This is a genomic window from Lederbergia lenta NBRC 16444, assembly GCF_001591545.1.
Classification (GTDB): domain Bacteria; phylum Bacillota; class Bacilli; order Bacillales; family Bacillaceae_C; genus Lederbergia; species Lederbergia lenta.
The window spans coordinates 69,817-92,874 of sequence record NZ_BCVC01000006.1; the positions used below are offsets into that span (position 1 = coordinate 69,817).

Below are 23,058 nucleotides of genomic sequence, written 5' to 3' on the forward strand. Positions count from 1 at the left end.
CTTAGTTAGAAATTATAGTATTTTCAATCTCAGTTTCATATTTAATGAACATTTCTGACATGAGGTTGATAAACGATTTTGCTTTAACCTTATCAAATTCCTCTTCCGTCAATAATTGTTGTTCAAATTCTTCATTGTAATCAAATGTTGGGGGTGTCTTCATAAGTAATGCTTCCTTTCGTAGTGAGGTTTTATTCGTGGGATGTTCATTTGGATAATGTGGGAAAGGGTTTGATTGTTACCCTATGTATATTACCTTACAAGACTATCAAAATGATGTCCAAAAAATTCAGTTCTACCAAGCATAATATTTGCTCTACCTTTTTGAAACACTCATTCACCTATAAAAAAGCTAGAACTGTTTGCAATAGAATAATTCATATCCTCCTGCATGGCATGCCACTGTAAATCCACACTATAAAAGTCATTATATTAGCTAGCCCTTTGATACCGCTCGATAGTACATGCTCGAACAGGCATAAAATTATATTATGTGATTCATTTTTATAGGATAACTATGAAAAATATCCAAGGAGTGATGCAATTGACAGCAAAATATTTAACTTTGCAAAACGTTGAAAAACTACGAGCACTACAATTATCTATCGAATTGTTGAAGGAAATTGGTATGATTGTTGAGGTACTACCGTTTGAGGAATCTCAAATGAAAGATCAGCTACAGAGATCTGCAACAAGCATTGTTCAGAACATTGCTAAAGGTGAACAGCTTTACCTGAGACAAAAGTTTAATCTTTATTCAGACGCTATAGGAAGTGCACAGGAGACGAAGTCTTGGCTAATGACTTGTAATGGTAAAGGACTGATTTCGGAAGGAGAATTTCTGACATTAGATAGCATGATTGATAGTATTATCAAAATGCTGAACAGAATCCTTGAAAATTTAAAAATAAACAACAGCAGTGTGAGTTTACCAATTCCAGTTGTTCAGAATGTAAGAACACTGCCTTGCGTTCAAACTGCACAAAGATTGGTAAAAGAACTGTATGAGTTGCAATGTATTAGCCACGGTGAGTGGTATAGTTACATTCTAAAACAAATGGTCACTTCTGCTAGTAATATTGCTTCCCATGCTTCGGAATCAGAGCAATTATATCCTAAAAAGAAACTAGCGTTTTTGAACTTGGCTATCCAGGAAAGTAACGTAGTTAAAGCATACCTTAATTTAATGATGTCAAAAGGTATTTATGATAGGGAAAAGTACGAGGAGATAAAGGAAATGATCGAAGAGATTCAGTACTTATTGATTCAAGGAATGAAACAAATCGACACAGAAATTAAGGTGTTAATGTAGGAATGATATGTTAATCCCTGCTAGTTGGAACCCAATCAATCACGGTTAGGTTCCTTTTTTAACGCCATGTCTCCCATCCCACAGTTCAGACTAAGGGAATATTCGGTAATTACTTGATTACTGCATTACAGTCAACTATAATTGGGTCAACATAATACTTTGATAAAGTGGGAATTAAAATGATCTGGGTAAATAAAACTCAAAACATATCAATAGATAAAAAAAGCTCGCATTCTGATTAAGAGGAATGCGGGCTTTTTTATTTTGACTATAGTCAATGGAAGAAGGAGGAGAGGAACACTTGGTAAAGCGGAATTACCATTCAAAAGGTAACTACAGACAACAACTGATGAGGTGGCAGAAAAAGCCAACGAAAGGGGCCAGAGAGCGTTTTGAAAGTTGGTTATGGGATAGTGAGGTATTGCGTGTCTTTACCGATGCTTCCGAATTGCAACATCAAGGAATATTTGGGCTTGGGATCATTTTTGTTGGACAAGGGACTACATTGGTGAAATCAAAAAAACATTACAACCATGCAATGAGAAAAATGAATGTTTATGCCGAAATATTAGCGGTTGATTTTGCTTTGTCAAACGTAGAAGAAGTCCTGAACAACGAGTTTTATTTACCTTCAAAGGTACTAATATACAGTGATTGGAATGAAGTGGATAAATTAAACGATTCGCCAATGATTACAAAAGGAAATACTGCTATCAATGCTGTTGCAGAAAGAATATATGAAAAGAAGTCGCTGTTTTCAATCTCTAATCCAACCGTTGAATTAGAAATCCTATCCATGGATAAAGAGGAGAAAGTATTTAATCCGTTTTATAAGGGCTCACACAATGCAGCGAGGAGAGTAATTGGAATATAAATTACTAAATTATACAAGGCAATGAGGGTGAATTTTATGGGAGTTTACATTGGATTGGACATTGTGCCAAATGAAATAAATCAAGAAGATTGGCAAGAGGTTTTGAGGAGACATTACTATTGATCCAGGCGTATCCATTCGCCACTTATTACGTGGATAATCTTGATGGCTTTAAAAGATTAGTTTTAGACCGTACTGAAGAGCAATACGTTGATAAATATGGCTTAAAGGAAAAGTATTGGAATATAATTGGCGACTTAGAAAGTAAAGAAACAGGAGAGAGTTTCACCTTGTTTTCCAGTATAGCTAAATATAGTGAAGTGAAAGAAGAAAGATTAAAGGAAGATATTTTATTGGGTTTCCTAAATAAGGATGACTGGGGAGCAAGAGAGGTTTTCTATTCAAAGACTCAGGGCAAGAATTATCACAATTTCATTCTAGCTATCGCTGCATTGATTGAGAACAGGTTTCCAATGTTTGCATGTTGCTATGGGAATATTTCCATCGAGCAGGCACAAAAGGCAGTAGATTGGGCTAACTCTCTTTTAGATAGGCCGATTGATTTACCTGTCCGTGTTAACCCTTCTAAGCTCTTAAAGCGTTTAGAAGTAATTGAGATAGAAGAAAAACGTCTTGAGGCACTATACGAATTATCCATTGGTGTTAATGCAGAATTGGATGGTCTTATTGCTGAACAATTTACTATAAATACGGTTCGGAACTATTTCTCGAGAGAATTACAAAGATTCAAGAGTGCTGCACAACTCGGGGCTAGGCTAATTATCATCAGATACCTAAATACGGGACTTCCTTTAGAAATTCTTGTTGACATTTGTTGCTTTGATAACAAAGGCCCAAGGTTTAAATCAGTAGACTTTATCAAGGCAATCTGTTCGTCTTGGGTATTTTTAGATCCGGAAATAAGAGAAGATATGGGGATTGCCAAGAGATGGGCCGATCTCCCTGACTCCATTGAGTCGCAATTTGGAAGTATATTCTTAGATTTAGGTTTTATAGGTAGGCATACAAGCAGATATATTGAAAAAAATGATCTTTTGTCAATATTTAAAGGAAAATTTTATAAGGAAAAGACTGAACAAATTGTAAATAAAGAATACCAAAAGTTAATTGAACGGTTAAAGATTAAAAGACAGGAATTGAAAAAGATAGAAGAATACACGGCTAATAGGGAAAAAAATGTCATAGACACCCTGGATTTGTTGGTGTTTTGGGATAACACATACATGATAAGTGAAAGCATCATGAATGTTATTGCAACCATAAAAGAGGCGGTTGAAGAAGACATGGCTAATAAGAGCAATTTAATTCAAATGATTGGGAATGCAGAAGAGCAAGGGCAATTAATCAAAGTGTTAAGCCAGCTAATCCAGGAACACCATAATCTGGTTTTAACAAGGGAGGCATGGGACTGGATTGAAAATGAAGCTAATGATGTCATAAAACGCATGGTGATAATGTTACTGACTTTCGAGAGCGACGTTAATTTACGGAAACTCTACAAAGCACTCTTTGAAAATAAAGATTTGTTTTATACGTATTTAAAATAGCTGAAATGGCTTTGAAACTTTCCACATTAATGTAGTGGCAAAGGAGACAGAGGACATGGAAAAGTCTATTTTAGATGAAAATCAATGTTCTACGTTGAAGATGTTGAATTTTTTTACAGGATATAGTTGAGAAATAAATCTTGGAAGGAGTCAATAAAGTGGATCAATTGGAGAAGGAAAACCGTGAGTTTTGGGAGATTATCCTGCAACAGATTGAAAAACGTCTATCAAAGCCAATGTACCAAACGTGGATTGCTCCATTATCGGGGAAAATAGTAGAAGGTAATACTATTATAATTAAAGCGAAAACTGAATTTGCCAAAGAGTGGATAATACAAAGATACTTGCATCATTTTACTGAAGTACTAAAAGAGTTGACAGGTCAAGAATTTAATTTGCAGGTTATCTATTTGCATACTAAAGAAGAAAGAAAGGAAAGCGATTCTTATTCTGCAATCGAGAAAAAAGTCATTGATGACGATAGTAGCCAACAAAAATATAAAAAAGTAAGCGTTGAAATTCCTATAATTACTCCATCTAATCATTCAATCAGATTAAGAAGGGAAAATGAAAGGATTATAAGAAGTTTAAATCTCCCGTTAGCCGATGTAGATTTGTCGAATATGCAAAAAAGAATATATGCTAAAAATGAAAGAATTCGTGAAAAGCGTAAATGTCGGGAGAATGGAATATTTGGTTCGCTTTTTAGAAGTAAATAATTGTAATGAAAGTGGGGGGCATCAATGTGAGTAAATTGAATCAAACAAGAACATTTAAGGAAACTGGGAATTCTATTCCTATTAGAGTAAACGGTACATCAACAAAACAAGTAAAAGTGACTTTTGGTAAAGTAACAGAATCCATTGTAACAAGAAAAGTCCGGGAAAAAAACGAGCGGATTATTGAATGGTATCAATTTATTAAAAGTGGACCATTTCATGGGTAAAAAAAGATGCTATAAAAAAACAATCGCCAGAAGATTGGGTGTGGGCTGGGGCGACTACTGAAGCATTGATTTGATGCACCCTAATTTGGAAAAGGAAAATGGAAAAAGAGGGACAATTGGGAGGTGCAAAAAAGTATGAGTAACTATGAGAAGTTTTATACAAAAGCATGGCATGGAATGGCACCTGAGACAAGAGGATTTGTTGTTTGTTCAGTGAGTGAAGCGACACATGTAGTGTTTTCAGAAACAGATTTGAGGTTAGCTGGAAAAGATGGAGAAAATCTTTCTAATAACCGTGTCTACCCGATTACAAAGAGTGTGGAATCGACCGACTATTTAATAATTGACGATAATGGTCAAGTGATTATTGGTTTTGATTTGTTTATTCCTTGTGAATATTTAAAGGAAAACCACGGGAGAAATGTTGATAAAAGGAAAGAAGAATATACAACTAAAATCGTTTCACTGTTGGAGTACAAAATAAAAAGGAAATAGCAAAACGTTGGGGTGAAAAGATGTCACAGACAATTACTGTACAAATTAAAATATTACCTACAAAAGATCAGGCCTCTATTTTGGAACGTATGAGTAAGACATATATTCAGACGATTAATACCCTTGTATCTGAAATGATAACAGAAAAGAAGAGTACAATGAAATCAAGCAAAGATATTCATGCCCTTCTGCCAAGTGCTGTGAAAAACCAAGCAATAAGAGATGCAAAAAGTGTATACAAGAAAGCCGAGAAAAATAAATATAAGAATGTCCCTGTTCTAAAAAGGCCCGTGTGTGTGTGGAACAATCAGAACTATTGTTTCAACAATACCCATATTTCTATGCCCATTATGGTTAATGGCAAAGCATCTAAAACACCTATTCGGGCTTTAGTAGTTGATAAAGATCATCGAACTCTTGAGTTATTAAAGCATAAATTAGGTACGCTTCGGATTACAAAAAAGGCAAATAAATGGATTGCTCAAATTTCCGTCACGATTTCTACCGTTCAAGATATTGGAACGAAAGTTATGGGGGTAGATTTAGGGTTAAAAGTACCTGCGGTTGCTGTAACAGATGATGAAAAGGTATGTTTTTTTGGAAATGGAAGAAAGAATAAATATATGAGGAAAAAATTTCTTTCTAAACGGAAAGAGTTAGGCAAAAAGAAAAAGTTAAATGCTATAAAGCGTTTAAAGGATAAGGAACGGCGTTGGATGCGAGATCAAGACCATAAGATAAGCCGTTCAATTGTTAATTTTGCCAAGGAAAATAAAATTTCTGTCATTCATTTAGAGAGATTAGCGAATATTAGACAGACGACAGGAACCAGTCGTAAAAACGAAAAGAATTTGCATACATGGACATTATATCGTCTTTCACAATTCATTGAATATAAAGCGAAATTAGAAGGTATTAAAGTTGAATATGTGAATCCTGCCTACACAAGTCAAACATGTCCTAAATGTGCTAAAAGGAACACAGCCCAAGACCGTAAATATAAATGTAAATGTGGGTTTGAAAAACATCGTGATTTTGTAGGTGCTATGAATATTCGATATGCACCTGTGGTTGATGGTAAAAGTTAATCAGCCTAAGATGCTATATGCACTGTCTTAGGAGGGGCAATGGGATGCCCTCACCTTGAGGACTGTTCAAAACAGAAATGGACTGCGAACGATAAGTCATTCAAGAATCCCACAGGCGTTATCCTGCTTTCCCGTTTAGGGGGGAATCTCAACGAATCATATACCTATTTAAGATATGCCGTAAATAGGATGTTGGTCTTCTTATTAAGAGTCTTTTTTTGAATGATGAAGACAAGAAGTCAAATGGAAAAGTAAGCAAATAGTTGTCGGGTTCATGGATGAAAAAACAGATATATTAACCGTGAGGCATTTATGCTTTGCGGTTTTTTGTTCGTTAGTTTTCTAGCACCAGCCATGCAATACATTACCTTTACCGCTGTAATACTAAATGGGCTTGTAGAACGGACAAGTGTGAATATATTTCTTTAGAACAACATAGCATGCCTTACTTCATCATCACAACAGTAATAATCAATGTGTTGGGTAGTCATATAAATTAGTTTGGGATGGGAAAAGTTAACCCCTTTAAACGCATGATAGTAAAGGGATTGCTTATTCCACACGATAAATACAAAGGAGATGGTTTAATTGATTCACACGTTCGAATTGTTTATACCGGTAATATCCGAAGACTTACAACACCTATTTTCCTTATACGGTGTTAAGCTAAACAATTACCGTTACATCCGTGCAGCTGTTAAAAAGCTAAATAGTAAAATGAAGAAAGTTTATCCTGCTTATGCCATAGTTCGTACATGGGAGCATGTAGATGGTGTATGGTATTTACAAATGAAGGTTGATGCCATAAAGATGTTGAACAGAGGAACAATAACAGAAGAGGATTACGTTTTGGTAGAGTGTGATATTCGTAAATTTCTTAACCGACATTTTGGGGATTCAGATTACTTTGATTTCCACACACTCACTAGAATTGACTATAAACTAGATGCAAAGCTGCTGGAACCAAGAGACCGGGAGCTGTTGTTCAAGTTACTGGAGAAATATACAGTAAGGTTTGCATACAAAGAGAAAATTAAGTGGGGAAAAGATGAAACTGGTAATCCCCTAAAATATGAAACATCCCAATATCACAAATGTAAAAGTACGGAATTGATAATATATGATAAGGAAGAAGAACGGATTTCAAATGGTGAAGAAATCCAACCATACGATATTGGGCGACTCAGATACGAGTTGAGATTGAAAAACAGCCACTTGAATAGTATGAAAAGGGAAGACAAAGGGGGAAAAGGTAGACCAAAGAAATTGAAAACATACTTTTCAAAAAAGCTATGGAAAGAATACATGGAAAAGCACGTAATACCGATTGTCCATACTGGTGATTATTATAAAATCACCGAGGCTGAAAAAAAAATTTCAAATAGTTCCCTCTCGCAACGAAAAAAAGAAAGCCTTCGAAAGTTCCTCGTTATGATCTCCAAAGGTAACATTGATACCCCTCTTAAAAAGTCAAAGGAAGAGGGGGGTATATCTAAACCCACTCATCGACAATATCTACGAGATCTTGCTAATCTCGGGATTAACCCAATTCTTATCCCCAAAAACATCTCCACTGAAAACTACACTTCTTTTCCAAGTTTCCTAGGAAACCCATTCAAAATCTAAGAAGTATACAGAGATTACACTGAGGGTGCCTAAAGTTGTTGTACCTAACATTATAGGCACCTTTCTTCCGCAGGAAATTTATACATGAAAAAACGAGAGCTGTTCATTGCTCCCGCTCGTTCTCTGGTTTATATCTGTTCATTGCGTCAATTAGTGCTTGTGCAATAAGATCTTGGGTTTTTAGATGAGGATAGAAATCCTCGCAAAATCCAGTAAATTGTCCGTAAACGTCATTGTTCATACGGATGCTTTTATTGACAAACTTTGCATCCTTACTATAGATGCGTTTATCAAGCAGTAAAAGCCCTTGTTCTTCAAACTGCTTAACAACCTTTTTCAATGTATCTACATTTTGTTTGATAAAGGCTATTTCATCGTCGTCCCCACTCTGTAACTTTTTTACCGCTCGTTCACCTTCGGAACGGATAAACGGATAGTATTTCTTATCAGCCTTATGATAAATATAATCCCCTTCCCGCATAATTTTACTGAAACTACTTGAGGGTATTTTTACGAGATTGCTGATTTCCTTTAAATCATGATTCTTTAATAGTTTATTGACTACTTGTACTCTTTCTGCTGGTGACATTTCGATGAATTTTTCTTTGTCCATCATTAGCACAACCCCTTTCATTTTGTAAAGCTAATATATGATAGGCAGTTAGACGAAAATTATTCTGCCAATGTAACAGATAGGGTTATATTTTGAAGACCCAGGTCTACTATATGATAGTAGAAAAAACTGGGACCAGGAAAAGCTGGTTATATTAGGAGGATGCACAATGGGAGCGGGAGAAGGAATAGTAATGGATCAACAAACATTAGAAAGAATTAGGAAAGCAGTCGATGATTTTGGAAGTGTGATAAAAGAATATCGTAATAAGGAAGCATTGACATATGATTCTATTGCAAGCCGAATAGGATGCAGTGCATCATTTATATTCCGTGCTGAAAGAGGGTCAAGGGAAATCCCTGTACATATGAAAATTAGGATTCTTAGGGAAGGCCTGAATTGGAATATTAATGAGATTGAACAGCTCTTGGTTGAAATAGGTAATCGGTATGAAAAAAAGAGTAGATAAAATTGATGAAGCTATTGCAAAAGTGTATTTGCGATAGCTTTTGTCATCTCATGATATGTAATTAAAAATATGTTCATTGAAGTACACCCTGTCTTAACAGATAAAAATGTAGTAATAAAGCATGTAATATTGTTTAAACAGACTTGTTCAGATGCTATAAAGTTAGTTTCATCACCACATAGGATTGACTACAAGCTGAATGTGTTATATATTGTATTTAACAACATTTGTTCAAATGTCATATTTGACAATTAAACAGGAGGTGTAAAATGCAACTTGGAGACATTGCTAAGATAAGTACAGGTCTTGTATTAAGTAGAAAAAAGGCTCAGGGGGATCATGATGCAAAGGCTACATATAAACTTCTCACCCTAAAGAACATCTCCGAAGATGGTATTATTAATAATGAGCCTTTAGATGAATTTATCAGCGATGATGTGTTAGAAGATCATTACTTTACAATTGAAGGCGATGTATTAATTCGATTAAGTCATCCCTATACTTCTGTTTTTATTGATAAGAAACATAGAGGGCTATTAGTACCATCATATTTTGCGATAATTAAAGTGGATCAAATGAAGTATCTTCCACAGTATATTGCTTGGTACTTAAATACATCTGAAGTAAAAAAGGAATTGGAACGATCACAATCAGGGAGTCGTATTCCGAGTACAAATCAAAATATACTTAAAACAATACCTGTAGCTAAAACAACAATGGAAAACCAAAAGGCCTTTATAGAGCTACTACGACTTCATCTACAAGAACAACATCTTTATAAAAAGTTAATAGAAGAAAAAGAACGTTGGTTTCAAGGAATCTCTAATCAATTATTACAGGGGAGACAATAGGAGGAGTTTAAATGAAAGAAATAGTAACGCAACAACATATTAATGGTGTGCTTTGGCGTGCGGCCGACACATTTAGGGGAAAAATTGATTCCAGTACGTATAAGGACTACATTTTAACAATGCTATTTATCAAATATTTAAGTGATACGTATAAAGAGCATGTGGAAGAATATACGAAACGTTATGATGGGGATGAAAGACGTATTGAGCGTGCTCTATCAAGAGAACGTTTCATATTAGAAGAGCATTCGACATTTGAGTATCTATATAGTAAACGTAATGATCCAGAAATTGGAGAGATCATTAATAAGGCATTAGAAAAAATTGAAAATGAGAACACTGGTAAACTTCGTGGTGTATTTCGAAACATTGATTTTAATAGTGAAGCAATTCTTGGCAGGGCATCAGAGAGAAATGCAATGTTACGTTCCTTATTAGAAGATTTTAATAACCTTTCATTAAGACCATCACAAATAGGAAATGAAGATATTGTTGGAAATGCGTATCAGTACATGATTGGGCAATTTGCATCCGATGCTGGTAAAAAGGGTGGGGAATTTTACACACCCGCAGAAGTGTCAGAACTATTAGCCCGTTTAATTAAACCGGAAGAGAATGATAGAATCTATGACCCAACATGTGGCTCAGGTTCATTGCTTATCAAGGTTGCAGAACAAGTGCCCAGTAGGAAAGTAGCGATTTATGGTCAGGAGAGAAATGGAGCAACACACTCATTGGCTCTTATGAACATGTATTTGCATGGAATTGATGATGCGAAAATCGAATGGGGCGATACATTAGCAAACCCATTACACTTAGAAGATGGAAAACTAATGAAGTTCCAAGCAATCGTAGCAAATCCACCGTTCTCATTGGATAAATGGGCAATGGGGTTTGCAGGCGAAGGAACAAACGATAAAAAGTTTAAAATGGAAGCAGGACTTGATTCACACAGACGGTTTGAATGGGGAGTACCACCAGCTTCGAGAGGTGATTATGCTTTTGTTCAACATATGTTGTATTCATTAGCAGAAAATGGCCGTATGGCAACAATCTTACCGCATGGTGTGTTGTTCAGAGGTGCAAGCGAAGGAAAAATTCGCAAACAAATGATTGATATGAACTTACTTGATGCGGTAATTGGATTACCGGAGAGTTTGTTCTTTGGTACAGGAATTCCTGCTTGTATTATGGTGTTTAAGAAGGATAGAAAGAGAAATGATGTCTTATTTATTGATGCCTCTGGAGAGGGTCACTATGAAAAAAGTAAAAATCAAAACCAATTAAGAGAACAGGATATTGAGAAAATTGTAGAGGCATATGAAAAACGTGAAACTATTGATAAATATGCGTATGTTGCTAGTTTGGATGAAATAAAGGAGAACGATTATAACCTTAATATTCCCCGTTATGTCGATATCTTTGAAGAAGAAGAACCAGTGGATATGGCACAGGTGAAAGATAATATTACGAATATAAAGCTAGAACTTCAAGAAGTTGAATCCCAGATGAAAAAATATTTGCAAGAGCTAGGATTGTAGGTGGAAGAATGCTGAAAAAGGAAATTAAAAGGAACTATCCAATAGATTGGAAAGAGTATACGTTTGATACATTATTTGATTTTGACGGGGGATTACCTGTTTCAAGAGCTAATTTATCAAATAAAGGTATATGTTATTTGCATTATGGAGATATTCACAAATTGAAAGAAAATTATATTGATGTGGAAAGGGACGCAGATATTATACCAAAGTACGATGTCCCATTGGAAAATTTAAGCGAAAACTACATTTTAAATGATGGAGATATTGCCTTTGCAGATGCTTCTGAAGATTATGAGGGAATTGGAAAATCAGTTGTAGTATTAAATAAGGGAAATATTCCGTTTATTAGTGGTTTACATGTAATAGTTGCGAGAGATAAAACTGATCTATTAAACCGGGAATTTAAAAGGTTTTTTTTATCAAATTGGAATATACGTAAGCAAATGAAGAGGATTGCAACTGGAATTTCAGTTTTAGGTATTAATAGACCCAACTTGAGAAAGATAGATGCAGTTTTACCACCATTAAAAGAACAACAAAAAATTGCCTCCATCCTATCCACCTGGGACAAAGCAATAGAACTAAAAGAAAAGTTAATTGAGCAGAAAAAAGAACAGAAAAAAGGGTTAATACAGAACTTGTTGACGGGTGAGGTGAGATTGCCAGGGTTTGATGGCGATTGGATGAAGAAAAAAATAGGGGACTGTATTATTGAAAGTAGGGAAATTGCAACAGACCCTATTTTAGAAAAAAGGTTGACGGTAAGATTGAATTTGAAGGGGATAGAGCAGCGAGAGGTAAACCCTATTGAAAAGGTTGGTGCAACGACGCAATATGTTAGAAAGGCTGGACAATTTATATACGGTAAGCAAAATCTTCATAAGGGTGCATTTGGCTTAATTCCTGAAAAATTTGACGGCTATCAGACTTCTTCAGATATTCCTTCTTTTAATTTCAAAAGGGGTATTGATTCAAAGTGGTTTTTCTATTACATGTCAAGAGAAGGGTTTTACAGAAACTTGGAAAGAATATCAACAGGTACAGGATCTAAAAGAATTAACCCTAAAGATTTATATATCTTAAACATAAAGGTACCGGGAATAAATGAGCAAAGGGAAATTGCTAATGTACTTTCTACAATAGATAAGGAATTAGAACTATTAAATAAAGAACTTAATAATATTAAACATCAAAAAAAAGGTCTCATGCAATTACTTCTGACAGGTAAAGTACGAGTAAAGGCTTAACTCCTTTACTTTTCCTACAATGTTTGAAACGGAGGTGTGGAAGTGATTAAATCAAATAGTTATGATGAAAGGTATATCAGTCAACAGCCCGCCTTAGACGTATTACAGGAATTAGGTTATACCAAAATAACTCCCGAAAAGGCAGAGGCATTACGTGGGAATCTGTATGAAGTGTTGTTAAAGTCCATTTTAGAAAGAAGATTAAAAGATTTTAACTCTTACGAATATCAAGGTATTAAACATAAATTTAGTGATGCAAATATTCAGCAAGCAATTCGTGATTTGGATGAACCACTCACAGATGGACTTGTTAAAACAAATGAGAAAATCTATGAAACACTTATGTTAGGTCGGACCTATACTGAGTTTCTACCAGATGGATCAAAAAAGTCTTTTACCATTCAATATATTGACTGGGAAAACTTTGAGAATAATGAATTCCATGTAGTAGAGGAATTTTCAGTGGAACGGATGGATGGGCGAGGAACGATTCGCCCTGATATTGCATTGTTTGTAAATGGGATTCCATTTGTCGTAATTGAGTGTAAAAAAGCATCTATTTCTATGGAACAGGGCATAAGTCAAATGGTTCGTAATCAAGGAAAAGACTATGCTCCACAGTTATTTAAGTTTGTACAGATTGTTATGTCTACTAATAAGAATGAAACAAAATACGCAACAACTTATACACCGAAAAAGTTCTGGTCGATTTGGAAGGAAGAAAAGGAAGATTGGCTACAGTCTTGGTTAGATAAAACAGTTATAGACCGTTTGCCGACTATGCAGGATAAAAATATAATCTCCTTGTTCTACCCTGAAAGATTACTAGAACTCACTCGTTTCTTCACACTTTTTGACAAGGATCAAAAGAAAGTCACTCGTTATCAGCAGTATTTTGCGATAAAGGAGATTTTAAAAACAATTGAAGAGCGTGACGAAAACGGTAATCGTCAGTCGGGTGTAATCTGGCATACACAAGGGTCAGGAAAGAGTTTAACAATGGTGATGCTTGCTAAATACATTATGTCTGAGTTAGGCGATTACCACCCTAAAGTAGTTGTCGTAACAGACAGAGTAGAATTAGATAAACAAATACACAAGACATTCAATCATACGAGGTTAAAAGCAAGTAGAGCAACGACAGGTAGCCATTTGATAGATTTAATTAATGACAACAATGCAGATATCGTAACAACTTTAGTTCATAAATTTGATACAGCATCTGTTAAGCAAAAACCAGTCGAAACCAGAGATATCTTTGTCTTAGTAGATGAAAGTCATCGTACGCAATATGGTGAACTTCATATCAAAATGAAAAAGGTATTTCCGAACGCATGTTATCTTGGGTTTACTGGAACACCCTTAATGAAAAAAGAAAAAAGTACTATGGTTAAGTTCGGTAAACTAATTCATGCTTATACAATTGCTGATGGTGTAAGGGATAAGACGATTGTTCCCCTTTTATATGAAGGTAAAATGGTTGACCAAACTGTAAATCAGAAGGCCATTGACAATCGACTTGAAATGATTACCCGTCATCTAAATGACGAACAAAAAAATGAAGTGATGAAAAAATGGAGTTTATTTGAACGAATTGCATCGTCTAACCAAAGAATAAGTATGGTTGCTTTTGATATTAACCAACACTTTTTTGATAATTACAAGACTCAAGGTAGTCAATTCAAAGCAATGCTTGCAACAAATAGTAAGATAGAGGCCATTCGGTATTTGGAAGCATTTGAAGAACTTGGTGATCTGAATTGTGCTGTAGTTGTTTCTCCACCAGACCAGAGAGAAGGACATGAAGCAGTAGACGAAGAATCCAAGGACAAAGTACAGCATTTTTGGAAGCGAATGATGAATCGTTACGGTACACCTGAAGCCTATGAAGATGGTATTAAGGATGAATTTATTTATGGAGATGAAATTGATTTACTAATCGTAGTTGATAAGTTGCTTACTGGATTCGACGCACCTAGAGCGACCATCTTATATGTAGATAAACCAATGAAAGAGCATACCCTACTTCAGGCTATTGCCAGAGTGAACCGGCTTTATGAAGGAAAAGACTATGGTTTTATCGTGGATTATCGTGGGCTATTAGAAAAACTTGATGAAGCAATGCAAATGTACTCGGGTGCAGGGTTGGAAAACTTTGATCCAAAAGATCTGGAAGGTGCAATACATGATGTAATTAGTGTAATTGGGCTATTACGTCAATACCATTCAGATTTATTACAAATCTTTTCGTCAATTAAAAATAAGCAGGATACAGAAGAATATGAAGTATGGCTTGAAGACGAGGAAAGACGCAATGAGTTTTATGATATATTGAGCAAGTTCGGTCGCAATCTTGGCATTGCATTAGAATCTGAAAAGATATATAATGCAATGCCACCAGAGGAGTTACAGAAATACAAGAAGGATTTAAAGTTTTATCAAGAACTTCGTAAAAGTGTGAAATTACGTTATTCTGACAGCATAGATCACAAAGAATACGAAGCAAAGATGCAGAAATTGATGGATAACTATATTTCGGCAGAAGAAGTTATTCGCATTACAAATCCTGTTGATATTTTAAATGAAAAGGCATTTGAAGAGGAAATGGACCGCCTAGGATCAAAACGTGCAAAAGCAGATGCGATTCGTACACGTTTGTCAAAGAGTGTAAGCACAAAATGGGATGAAAACCCTGCTTTTTACAAGAAGTTTTCTGAACGAATACAGGAAGCTCTCCAGGAATACAAGGATAAGCGTATATCCGAAGCGGAATATTTAAACCGTATGCAAGACATCATGGCGGATTATCGTAAAGGTCAATCCAATGATGATTTTCCTGATGTGATTAGGGATAACCGAAATGCTCAGGCTTTTTATGGAGTAACGCAAGACATAATGAGAGGAAAAGATCCTAAGGCTGAATACAATCTAGGTGATTTAGCTTTAAAAATGGATGATGTGGTAAAAGAACATCAGAAAGTAGACTGGCATGATAACTTGGAAATCCATAATCGTATCGCCCAAGAGTTAGATGATTTGTTATATGAATTCTCAAAGAAATACCATATAGAATTAGATTTCGATACGATAGATAAAATCATTGAGCAAATTAAAACTGTTGCTTTAAGGCGTTATTAAGGTGTGAACAACATGGAGATACATCAGATTCAATATGGCAATAAAATCATTGAATTTACGATAGAAAGAAAGAAAGTAAAGAATGTAAACCTTAATATCAAGCCTGATACGACGATAGAAGTTTCAGCTGCAAATAATGTTCCTATAAACTTCATTTATGATTTCGTGCGAAAAAAAGGAGCATGGATCACAAAGCATGTAAAAAACTTTGAAAGTGTGCAACCTTATAAGCAAAGTGAACGGGAATATGTCAGTGGTGAGTCGTACAAGTATTTAGGCAAACAATATCGACTACGTGTCCAAGAAGCAGAGGATGTAGAAGAAGTTAAATACTTCAGAGGGTTTATTTATATGTACGTGAAAGATGTAGACAATGTAAGGCGTAAAGCAAAGCTGATGGAAGAATGGTATCGAAATAAAGCCCAAACTACATTCCAAGAATCATTGAATAAAATTTACCCATTAGTTGAAAAGTATGGAGTCGAGAAGCCAATTATTGATATAAGGATAATGAAGGCACGTTGGGGTTCAGCATTGCTAGATACCAATACCATTTTGTTGAACTTTAACTTAATAAAAGCACCAAAGCATTGCATTGATTATGTCATTCTACATGAGTTGATCCACTTTAAGTACAATGACCATGGTGAAAGTTTTTATAACATGCTTTATTCTTTAATGCCGGATTGGGAGAAGAGAAAGGCAATATTGGATGAAGAAGTTGTAAAGGATTTATAAAGATGAAAACTCGAATATCAAAAGACGGTTCCTCAAAGGAGACGTAAATTGCTTATAAGCAGATTGAATAGTACTGGTTATTTCGGTTCTTATTTTATTGGTTTGACAACCTGCAATCGCTGCCGTAATGTTATATATAGTATTTGACAAATGGGGTAAGTGCAGGTATTATAGTATCAACAAAGCGAACTACTTAGTGATGAACACAACAGGATAAAACAACAGGTGGCGGTTCAAGATTATTTGGACTGCCTTTTTCATTACATTTGCAAGGTATTGAAACTATTAATCTATAAAAACGGAGGATAAGATAAGAATGAAATTTACAGAGGATAGGCTGAAATCATTTGCGGCACCATTGAGTGATACCGAGGATCAAAAATGCAAAAACGCTATTGGGATGGTCAGAGATGCTTTAAAGAATATTGGATTTAGTGATGAAGGTAAAAATATTGAAAAAATGTATCTTGATACTTATTCCTATTCGATAGAAATGAGGAATGCAGCAAGAAATAGAAAGGTTAAATTATTTGTTCAAGGCTCTTATGCAAATAATACCAATGTAAGAACTGAAAGTGATGTAGATATTGCTGTAGTGTTAGAGTCAACTTTTAGAACTAAGTATCGACCGACAACAAGTGATAGCACGTATGGTTTTAGTAGTTCCAATGATAATGTGCAGACGTTTAAGGATGAAGTTGAAATTGCTTTAAGAGAAAAATTTGGTAGCGATGTAGAACGTAAAAATAAGTCAATAAAGATTCATGGAAATACATATCGTGTAGATGCTGATGGTGTTCCATGTATGAGACATAGAGACTACAGTAATGACTATTCGTCAAACCCTGATAACTATATTGGTGGAATTCTCATACGTTCCGATGAAGGACAAACAATAATCAATTATCCAGAACAACACATTAGAAATGGAAGAGAAAAAAACAATCAAACTAGAACTTACTACAAGAAGATGGTCAGGATTGTTAAAAAGATGAGATACATCATGAAAGACGAAGGCTATGAATCCGCAGACATTATAAGTTCTTTTGGATTGGAATCTTTATTATGGAATTTACCAAACGAGATTTTTACAAAATATTCAACTTACCGTTATGCCTTTGGTGAGATAACAAATTACCTTCATAGAAATGTTGGTATGATACCCGATTACAAAGAAGCAAACGGAATAAAGCCGCTATGTAGTTCTTCCACTGAAATCGAAAGCTACAAAAGGTTTATAAATGATTTGTATTACTTTTATGAGTACGATATATAGGAGGTGGCCTATGTCAGATTCAGTTAAAAGATATTTGAAAGTTGCTATCTATATCGCTATTGCTATATTTGTGATTTGTTCATTGATATCAATGCCAAACTCATTTAAAGACTTTTCAAGATATACAGGCTTATCAGTTTCTATAACAATAGTAATTTCAATATTGTACGAAAAATGGGTTTGGAAACTAAATCCATTGGAGAAGACCCCTAAACTATATAAGCGGTACAAAGGGATTTTAGAGTACAATTATAAAGGGAAAATTGGGAATAAGACCATAGAAGTGAATGTTAAGCAAAGTTTATTTCACTTGAATATTCAATTAGTATCGGATGAAACAATAAGTTCAACAATTACAAGTAAGATTGTCAAAGAAAATGGTTATTATGTATTGTATTATACATATATTACAAACCCAAAAAGTAAGTTTAGTGACAAAAATCCAGTCCAATATGGAACTTGTAGGTTCATAATAGATAACCCAAAGAAATTAAGTGGTATTTATTGGACAAGCAGGAAAACAAAAGGCGACATTTACCTTGATCTTTCTGTTGTGGGCGAGGGGAAAATGGATGGAGAAATAGTTAGTGCATACTCACGGCAGAAAAATAAAGAAAAGGTTTTGTAAAAAGTAAATTAAGCAGATGAGGTAATTTTACAGAAAGCTATGAGGTCAATACTTTAGCTGCATTTTTATCGCACATATATATATAAATAGTAGTTTGTTTGTAATAATCCTAAAAAAACAGCATTGGAATTTACATCCCAATGCTGTTTTTTTGCCTCTTAAATCACTACGGTGAACCGTATCATAAATAGAGGAAAAAAAAGTTGTAGATAAGGTGGTATTTTGTTGTCGGAAGCGGGTAATGGTTGTGAAAATGCAACCTTATTTTCCGTTTCATGTCACTTTAGGAGATAAATTGCGCTTATTTTAAGTGTTATTTTGCGCATAGATACATTTCAGGTTATTCCTAATAAGCTGAGCTATAGATGAGAAAATAAATGTAAAAAAACCGAACTTATAAAAGTTCGGTTTTTTGAGTCATTTAAAATCTATTTTTAGCGTATCTAATTTTATTTCTTTTGTACCGATTTTATAGATAGGTTCTACTGATACAAAGTCTGTTTTTTTACGATCGATTTCAAAGATTACTTTTGAATCAGTTATTGAATTTGTCGAAATAGATAATCCTTTACTATCTAAGATGTTGAGCTCTAGTTGTTCACCTTCTATATCAGCTGCATCCAAAACTTCATACGATAAGGTAGCATTTGTTTGCCCCACGACTATTTTGTCAAAATGGATACGATATGCTTCACTCATGGACGATACTGATTGCGCAATGTGAATTTCCTTTGCAGGTAATTTTTCAACCGAAAGATTAAATGACCATTCCCCCTGAACCCCTGCAATGTTTGTAAATGTAATAGGGAGTGTCAGGGAATCTACTGAATCCGTATTTGGATTTTCCAATATCATTGCACCTGTATATCCATTATCCTGTTTTGTTAAAGCACCCATAGAACCTCCCCACCAAGTTGTTTCATCTTTTCGGTCAAACATTTCATACGCATAGCCAGATTCGGGAGCTACTTCCCCACCAATGGAATCGGCTAGATTTTCTCCAATAGCTTTAAATGTTAACCCGATATATTGACCATCATAAAATATTGACGTAATACTCATACTTACACCTTGATCCTCAACCGTTTCGTTGATTTCTGTAAGGAGATGATCTGAGGCTAATTCTTGGCCAATTGGCATTTGATATTTTTCATAGATGCTACCAAGTATCGGAACTTGCGCTAAAACGTTCGCAACGGGAGAAAAAATAAACCCTGAAGCAATTATCATTGCTGCTGCTGCCGAAGTGAAGAATGACGTTCTTTTAAAAACACCCCTATGCTTATTGTTCTTATGCCGGGCTTTTTCTCCACGTTCAATTCCTTTATCAATTGCGAGAAGAACTTCCTCATTAGGTACTTCAATATCTTTAAATAAGTTTTTTTGCATAATAATCATCTCCTAACATTTTTTTTAATTCCATCTTAGCTCGGCGCAAATAGGTTTTCACAGTTGATTGAGGCTTATTTAGTACAGTTGCAATGGTACGAATCGGTAAATCATAGTAATAGAAAAGGGTAATTACATTACGATAATCAGTGTTTAGCTCAGAAAGGGCCTCTGACAAATCAAAAGACGGGGCTTCGATTTGATTTGACTCTAAAAGAAATTGAATTGTTTCTTCAGGCAATTGAATCGTTTTCTTTTTACGTTCCAATTCTTTATAAGCTGTTCGTATTAATATTTTGACTAACCAAGTACTAAAATAAACCGGAGATTTGAGTTGATGGATTGAAATATACGCTTTATATGTAGCTTCTTGTAGTACATCGAGTGCATCCTCTTTATTGTGCATGTGCAGGTAAGCAATTTTGTACAATTTTTCACTTTCAATTTTTACTAATTGTTCAAATGCTTCTTTATCACCTGCCCTAGCTAACTCGACTAATTGAATAGAATATGACATGTAGCAACCTCCTTTCACTTATTAGAGGCAAATAGATTAGAAAAAAGTTTCAAATTTAAAGAATTTACGTCCATTTAAGTATGACAAGGCACTTACTGAGCAATTCAACTATACAATAGCGAAGAAAATAGTAGAAACTAATATAGGAAATATAAATGGTTATTTCTTAGATACTGTTAAAAATTGTATTGATTGTATTCTCGAGAATATGATTTTTATAGAATTCTATTATGAGTATAGTGATATGCCAATTTTTGATAGGAGAACGAATTGTTTTGAGGGTAGGATTTGTGAAGAAGACTATTCAGAAAAAATAGTGAAGCTATTAAATTTTATGAATCGTGATAATCATGTCAGAGCACATTCGAAAAGTAGATGTTAAGTACTTGACGTGTTTCAGACATTACATTTCCCACTTGGAAGAAGCCAAAGATACAATGTTGTCTTTGGCTTCTTCCAAGTGATATATTTCATTTAGTTTCAATTAGACAATTTTACATATTTAATTTCCTCCAATTAGCTAAAAGTTTCCAACGTATTTATTAAATTCATGTTTTAATTCTTGTAGTGTTAACTCATATAGCTGACGATCATCAGGTGATTTATAAAATTCCATGTTTAGTAATTGTCGAATAATTTGCTGCTTTTCATTATCTATCATTCTGTCTGAGATACCTTTCATTTCAATCAACCCTTCAGATATGATTATTGTGAGTAATAATTCCCGACTTCGTTATTTATAAAGTGCTCAATCTGCATTTTCAGTGCATTTGATTCTTTTAATTGCTTTGTACTTTTTAAAAATAGCTCTTCGTCCCTTTTCTCAAGAGCCTTATCTATTTGAAGTTGCAAATAATTTAAATTCAATTCTAAGTCAATGGTAGTTATAAGCCTTCCTTGATAAAAATATTGATCTAAATCTTCAAGGGCTATATAGAAACATCCATGATTATTAATTATAGCTTGTACAAACCATCCATTATGGAAAGTGAAGCTTTGTTCACGGACTTCGAGTATGTCCATTTTGTTAATAGTTAAAGTAGTTGAGTGTATGTTGCCTGGACAAAAACATTCGATTTGATGTGTAAATGTTTCTTTTGCAATGAAATGCTGAATCATCATTTTACCTCCTCTAAATGTAATGCAATGTTTCTGTGATTCGAAAGGGATCTTTTATAGCTCTCCAATTGAAAGTCTCCTTTTTTATTTGTTTTACGCTATATCTCTTGGATTTCTAAAATATCTGAGCCACAACAAGGACAGGTAGTATGATGACTGTCATCATCATTTTCTATAAAATTTTTTTCGTTGATATACTTGCACCAGTCACATATCTCAATCATTGTCACTTCCATTATTGCACCTCCCATTTACTTGCCTTTTTGATATGTAAATAAAGATAAGTAAAAATAACTGATAGTGATAATGATTATCACTATCAATTATATATTATTGGAGAAGATTGTCCAATAAGAGATGTGAGGGGGATTGCTGAATAAAGTTGTATTGGAACTGCAACACAGGCACATATAAGTATTTTAGATATTCAATTTAATTTGGAGAAGGTTAGGGGAATGAGAAAAAATACAAAGTAATTGGAGAGGAGACAAGAATATTTACTACTTTATTAAATCTTGAAAAGGAAAACTCCTGCTACAAATAAAGCTTGAAAGTTTTATTAAAAATTGTTTGACAGCGCTATCCTATTCTGGTATTCTCGAACTAACGGAACGTAACTGATAATTCAGGCGTAACCAAGGAGCTTAAACACAATTTTCCTTTTTTTTGTGTGCCGCTTTTTTAGGTTATGTCTTTTTGTGTTGCATAAATGCCTAAAAGAGAGGAACTTTAAAATGAAAGTCGTTAAAGTTTTTAACAATAATGTCGTTTTAGTAAAAAATGGTAATAATGTTGAAGAGATAGTGACGGGAAAGGGCCTCGGGTTTGGAATTAAAGAAGGGAACATTCTTAAAGACGTAAAAATAAGTCAAAAGTTTGTATTAGAAAGCAAAGATTCCATGGTTGAACTCGAATCACTTTTAAAACGAATAGATGTCAAGGATCTCGAATTAGCAAGTGATATATTGCAGTTATATGAAAAAGAAATAGGAAATAAAGTAAATGAAACATCCCTATTAGCATTAGCAGATCATATTAGTTTTGCTATTACCCGCGCAAAAGAAGGAATGAGTTTCCGTTCAGCTTTAGAGTGGGAAATTAAACAGTTGTATGCTAAAGAATACTCGATAGCACTTAAGGCTGTTGGAATGATGCAAGAAAAAACGGGAATTGAAATTCCGGAACAAGAAGCAGCATTTATAACACTGCACTTTGTAAATGCTTTAGGAAAAGATGACAGAGTAGAAGAGACTATCTTTATCACGAAAGTCATTCAAAGCATTTCGAACATTATTAAATATCACTATGGGTTTGAATTTAATGAGAAATCATTCTATTTTACTCGATTTATTACGCACATTCGATATTTTATTAAGCGTCAATTAAATAATGAAGTGGTATCAGGGGATACCTCTACATTATTAAATGTAGTGAAATTGCAGTATGAAAACCACTATAGCTGTGCTGTTAAAATCAAAGAGTTTTTAGAAAAACAACAACATTGGAAGATTTCTACTGAGGAAGTAGTGTATCTAACGTTACATTTGTATAAATTAGCATCTGAAAAATAGGATCGTAACTGGTAAAACAGGCGTAACCTAAAGGATTGATAAATGATTA

The 23,058-nt window shown here is 34.4% G+C and carries 24 protein-coding genes; 17 read left to right on the plus strand and 7 right to left on the minus strand.

The annotated features are described in order from the left end of the window. Position 1: 1 nt before the first annotated feature. Positions 2–163 (minus strand): hypothetical protein, encoded by a 162-nt coding sequence (locus tag BLE01S_RS20865; RefSeq protein WP_157419504.1) that lies wholly within the window; start codon positions 161–163, stop codon positions 2–4. Positions 164–544: 381 nt separating this feature from the next. Here BLE01S_RS20865 and BLE01S_RS16130 point away from each other — a divergent pair, with 381 nt between their 5' ends. The 8 genes from BLE01S_RS16130 (at position 545) to BLE01S_RS16165 (ending at position 7,909) form a co-directional block, all read left to right on the plus strand. After that, a complete protein-coding gene (locus BLE01S_RS16130) occupies positions 545–1,312 on the plus strand; it encodes a four helix bundle protein (protein ID WP_066144725.1) in 768 nt (255 codons plus the stop codon). 301 nt (positions 1,313–1,613) lie between these two features. After that, entirely contained in the window at positions 1,614–2,186 is a 573-nt protein-coding gene (locus BLE01S_RS16135; RefSeq protein ID WP_145981942.1) for a hypothetical protein, read from the plus strand. A 119-nt stretch (positions 2,187–2,305) separates the two neighbouring features. Beyond that, a complete protein-coding gene (locus BLE01S_RS16140; protein ID WP_066144730.1) occupies positions 2,306–3,754 on the plus strand; it encodes a hypothetical protein in 1,449 nt (482 codons plus the stop codon). A gap of 158 nt (positions 3,755–3,912) precedes the next feature. Further along, positions 3,913–4,473, plus strand: coding sequence for a DnaA N-terminal domain-containing protein (locus tag BLE01S_RS16145; protein ID WP_066144733.1), 561 nt, complete (start codon positions 3,913–3,915; stop codon positions 4,471–4,473). A 26-nt stretch (positions 4,474–4,499) separates the two neighbouring features. After that, a complete protein-coding gene (locus BLE01S_RS16150; RefSeq protein ID WP_066144736.1) occupies positions 4,500–4,700 on the plus strand; it encodes a hypothetical protein in 201 nt (66 codons plus the stop codon). A 135-nt stretch (positions 4,701–4,835) separates the two neighbouring features. After that, positions 4,836–5,195, plus strand: a complete 360-nt coding sequence (locus tag BLE01S_RS16155; protein ID WP_066144739.1) for a hypothetical protein — start codon at positions 4,836–4,838, stop codon at positions 5,193–5,195. 20 nt (positions 5,196–5,215) lie between these two features. Beyond that, the gene (locus BLE01S_RS16160) at positions 5,216–6,283 is read left to right on the plus strand and encodes an RNA-guided endonuclease InsQ/TnpB family protein (protein WP_066144742.1); all 1,068 of its coding nucleotides are present in this window, start codon (positions 5,216–5,218) and stop codon (positions 6,281–6,283) included. 717 nt (positions 6,284–7,000) lie between these two features. Continuing rightward, positions 7,001–7,909: a hypothetical protein gene (locus BLE01S_RS16165; RefSeq protein WP_145981941.1), complete on the plus strand. Its 909-nt coding sequence runs from the start codon at positions 7,001–7,003 to the stop codon at positions 7,907–7,909. Between the two features lie 103 nt (positions 7,910–8,012). Here the strand turns inward: BLE01S_RS16165 and BLE01S_RS16170 are convergent, their stop codons facing one another. Next, entirely contained in the window at positions 8,013–8,525 is a 513-nt protein-coding gene (locus BLE01S_RS16170; RefSeq protein ID WP_231955872.1) for a hypothetical protein, read from the minus strand. A gap of 166 nt (positions 8,526–8,691) precedes the next feature. On the opposite strand from BLE01S_RS16170, the gene BLE01S_RS16175 reads away from it, so the two are divergent. The 8 genes from BLE01S_RS16175 (at position 8,692) to BLE01S_RS16210 (ending at position 18,413) form a co-directional block, all read left to right on the plus strand. Continuing rightward, positions 8,692–8,991 carry a helix-turn-helix domain-containing protein gene (locus tag BLE01S_RS16175; protein WP_066144748.1) on the plus strand — a complete coding sequence of 100 codons (300 nt, stop codon included), beginning with the start codon at positions 8,692–8,694 and terminating at the stop codon, positions 8,989–8,991. 269 nt (positions 8,992–9,260) lie between these two features. Beyond that, on the plus strand, positions 9,261–9,842 hold the full coding sequence (locus tag BLE01S_RS16180; protein WP_066144751.1) for a restriction endonuclease subunit S domain-containing protein: 582 nt from the start codon (positions 9,261–9,263) through the stop codon (positions 9,840–9,842). Positions 9,843–9,853: 11 nt separating this feature from the next. Continuing rightward, positions 9,854–11,383 carry a type I restriction-modification system subunit M gene (locus BLE01S_RS16185; protein WP_066144755.1) on the plus strand — a complete coding sequence of 510 codons (1,530 nt, stop codon included), beginning with the start codon at positions 9,854–9,856 and terminating at the stop codon, positions 11,381–11,383. 8 nt (positions 11,384–11,391) lie between these two features. Continuing rightward, a complete protein-coding gene (locus BLE01S_RS16190; protein ID WP_066144757.1) occupies positions 11,392–12,633 on the plus strand; it encodes a restriction endonuclease subunit S in 1,242 nt (413 codons plus the stop codon). Between the two features lie 42 nt (positions 12,634–12,675). Then, positions 12,676–15,771: a type I restriction endonuclease subunit R gene (locus tag BLE01S_RS16195; protein WP_066144760.1), complete on the plus strand. Its 3,096-nt coding sequence runs from the start codon at positions 12,676–12,678 to the stop codon at positions 15,769–15,771. A 12-nt stretch (positions 15,772–15,783) separates the two neighbouring features. Then, a complete protein-coding gene (locus tag BLE01S_RS16200) occupies positions 15,784–16,509 on the plus strand; it encodes a M48 family metallopeptidase (protein ID WP_066144763.1) in 726 nt (241 codons plus the stop codon). Between the two features lie 316 nt (positions 16,510–16,825). Then, entirely contained in the window at positions 16,826–17,785 is a 960-nt protein-coding gene (locus BLE01S_RS16205) for a nucleotidyltransferase domain-containing protein (protein ID WP_066144766.1), read from the plus strand. Positions 17,786–17,795: 10 nt separating this feature from the next. After that, positions 17,796–18,413 carry a Cap15 family cyclic dinucleotide receptor domain-containing protein gene (locus tag BLE01S_RS16210; RefSeq protein WP_066144769.1) on the plus strand — a complete coding sequence of 206 codons (618 nt, stop codon included), beginning with the start codon at positions 17,796–17,798 and terminating at the stop codon, positions 18,411–18,413. Positions 18,414–18,830: 417 nt separating this feature from the next. Here the strand turns inward: BLE01S_RS16210 and BLE01S_RS16215 are convergent, their stop codons facing one another. The 5 genes from BLE01S_RS16215 to BLE01S_RS20870 form a co-directional block, all read right to left on the minus strand. Next, positions 18,831–19,802, minus strand: coding sequence for a DUF4179 domain-containing protein (locus tag BLE01S_RS16215; protein ID WP_066144773.1), 972 nt, complete (start codon positions 19,800–19,802; stop codon positions 18,831–18,833). Next, positions 19,783–20,319, minus strand: coding sequence for a sigma-70 family RNA polymerase sigma factor (locus tag BLE01S_RS16220; RefSeq protein WP_066144776.1), 537 nt, complete (start codon positions 20,317–20,319; stop codon positions 19,783–19,785). The genes BLE01S_RS16215 and BLE01S_RS16220 overlap by 20 nt, the downstream gene beginning before the upstream one ends. A 520-nt stretch (positions 20,320–20,839) precedes the next feature. Continuing rightward, positions 20,840–21,001: a Fur-regulated basic protein FbpA gene (locus BLE01S_RS20525; RefSeq protein WP_082788783.1), complete on the minus strand. Its 162-nt coding sequence runs from the start codon at positions 20,999–21,001 to the stop codon at positions 20,840–20,842. 23 nt (positions 21,002–21,024) lie between these two features. Continuing rightward, a complete protein-coding gene (locus BLE01S_RS16225; protein WP_082788784.1) occupies positions 21,025–21,441 on the minus strand; it encodes an IDEAL domain-containing protein in 417 nt (138 codons plus the stop codon). A gap of 95 nt (positions 21,442–21,536) precedes the next feature. Then, positions 21,537–21,674 carry a hypothetical protein gene (locus tag BLE01S_RS20870; protein ID WP_157419505.1) on the minus strand — a complete coding sequence of 46 codons (138 nt, stop codon included), beginning with the start codon at positions 21,672–21,674 and terminating at the stop codon, positions 21,537–21,539. A 498-nt stretch (positions 21,675–22,172) separates the two neighbouring features. On the opposite strand from BLE01S_RS20870, the gene BLE01S_RS16230 reads away from it, so the two are divergent. After that, positions 22,173–23,009: a BglG family transcription antiterminator gene (locus BLE01S_RS16230; protein WP_066144782.1), complete on the plus strand. Its 837-nt coding sequence runs from the start codon at positions 22,173–22,175 to the stop codon at positions 23,007–23,009. The last annotated feature ends 49 nt before the right edge of the window (positions 23,010–23,058 follow it).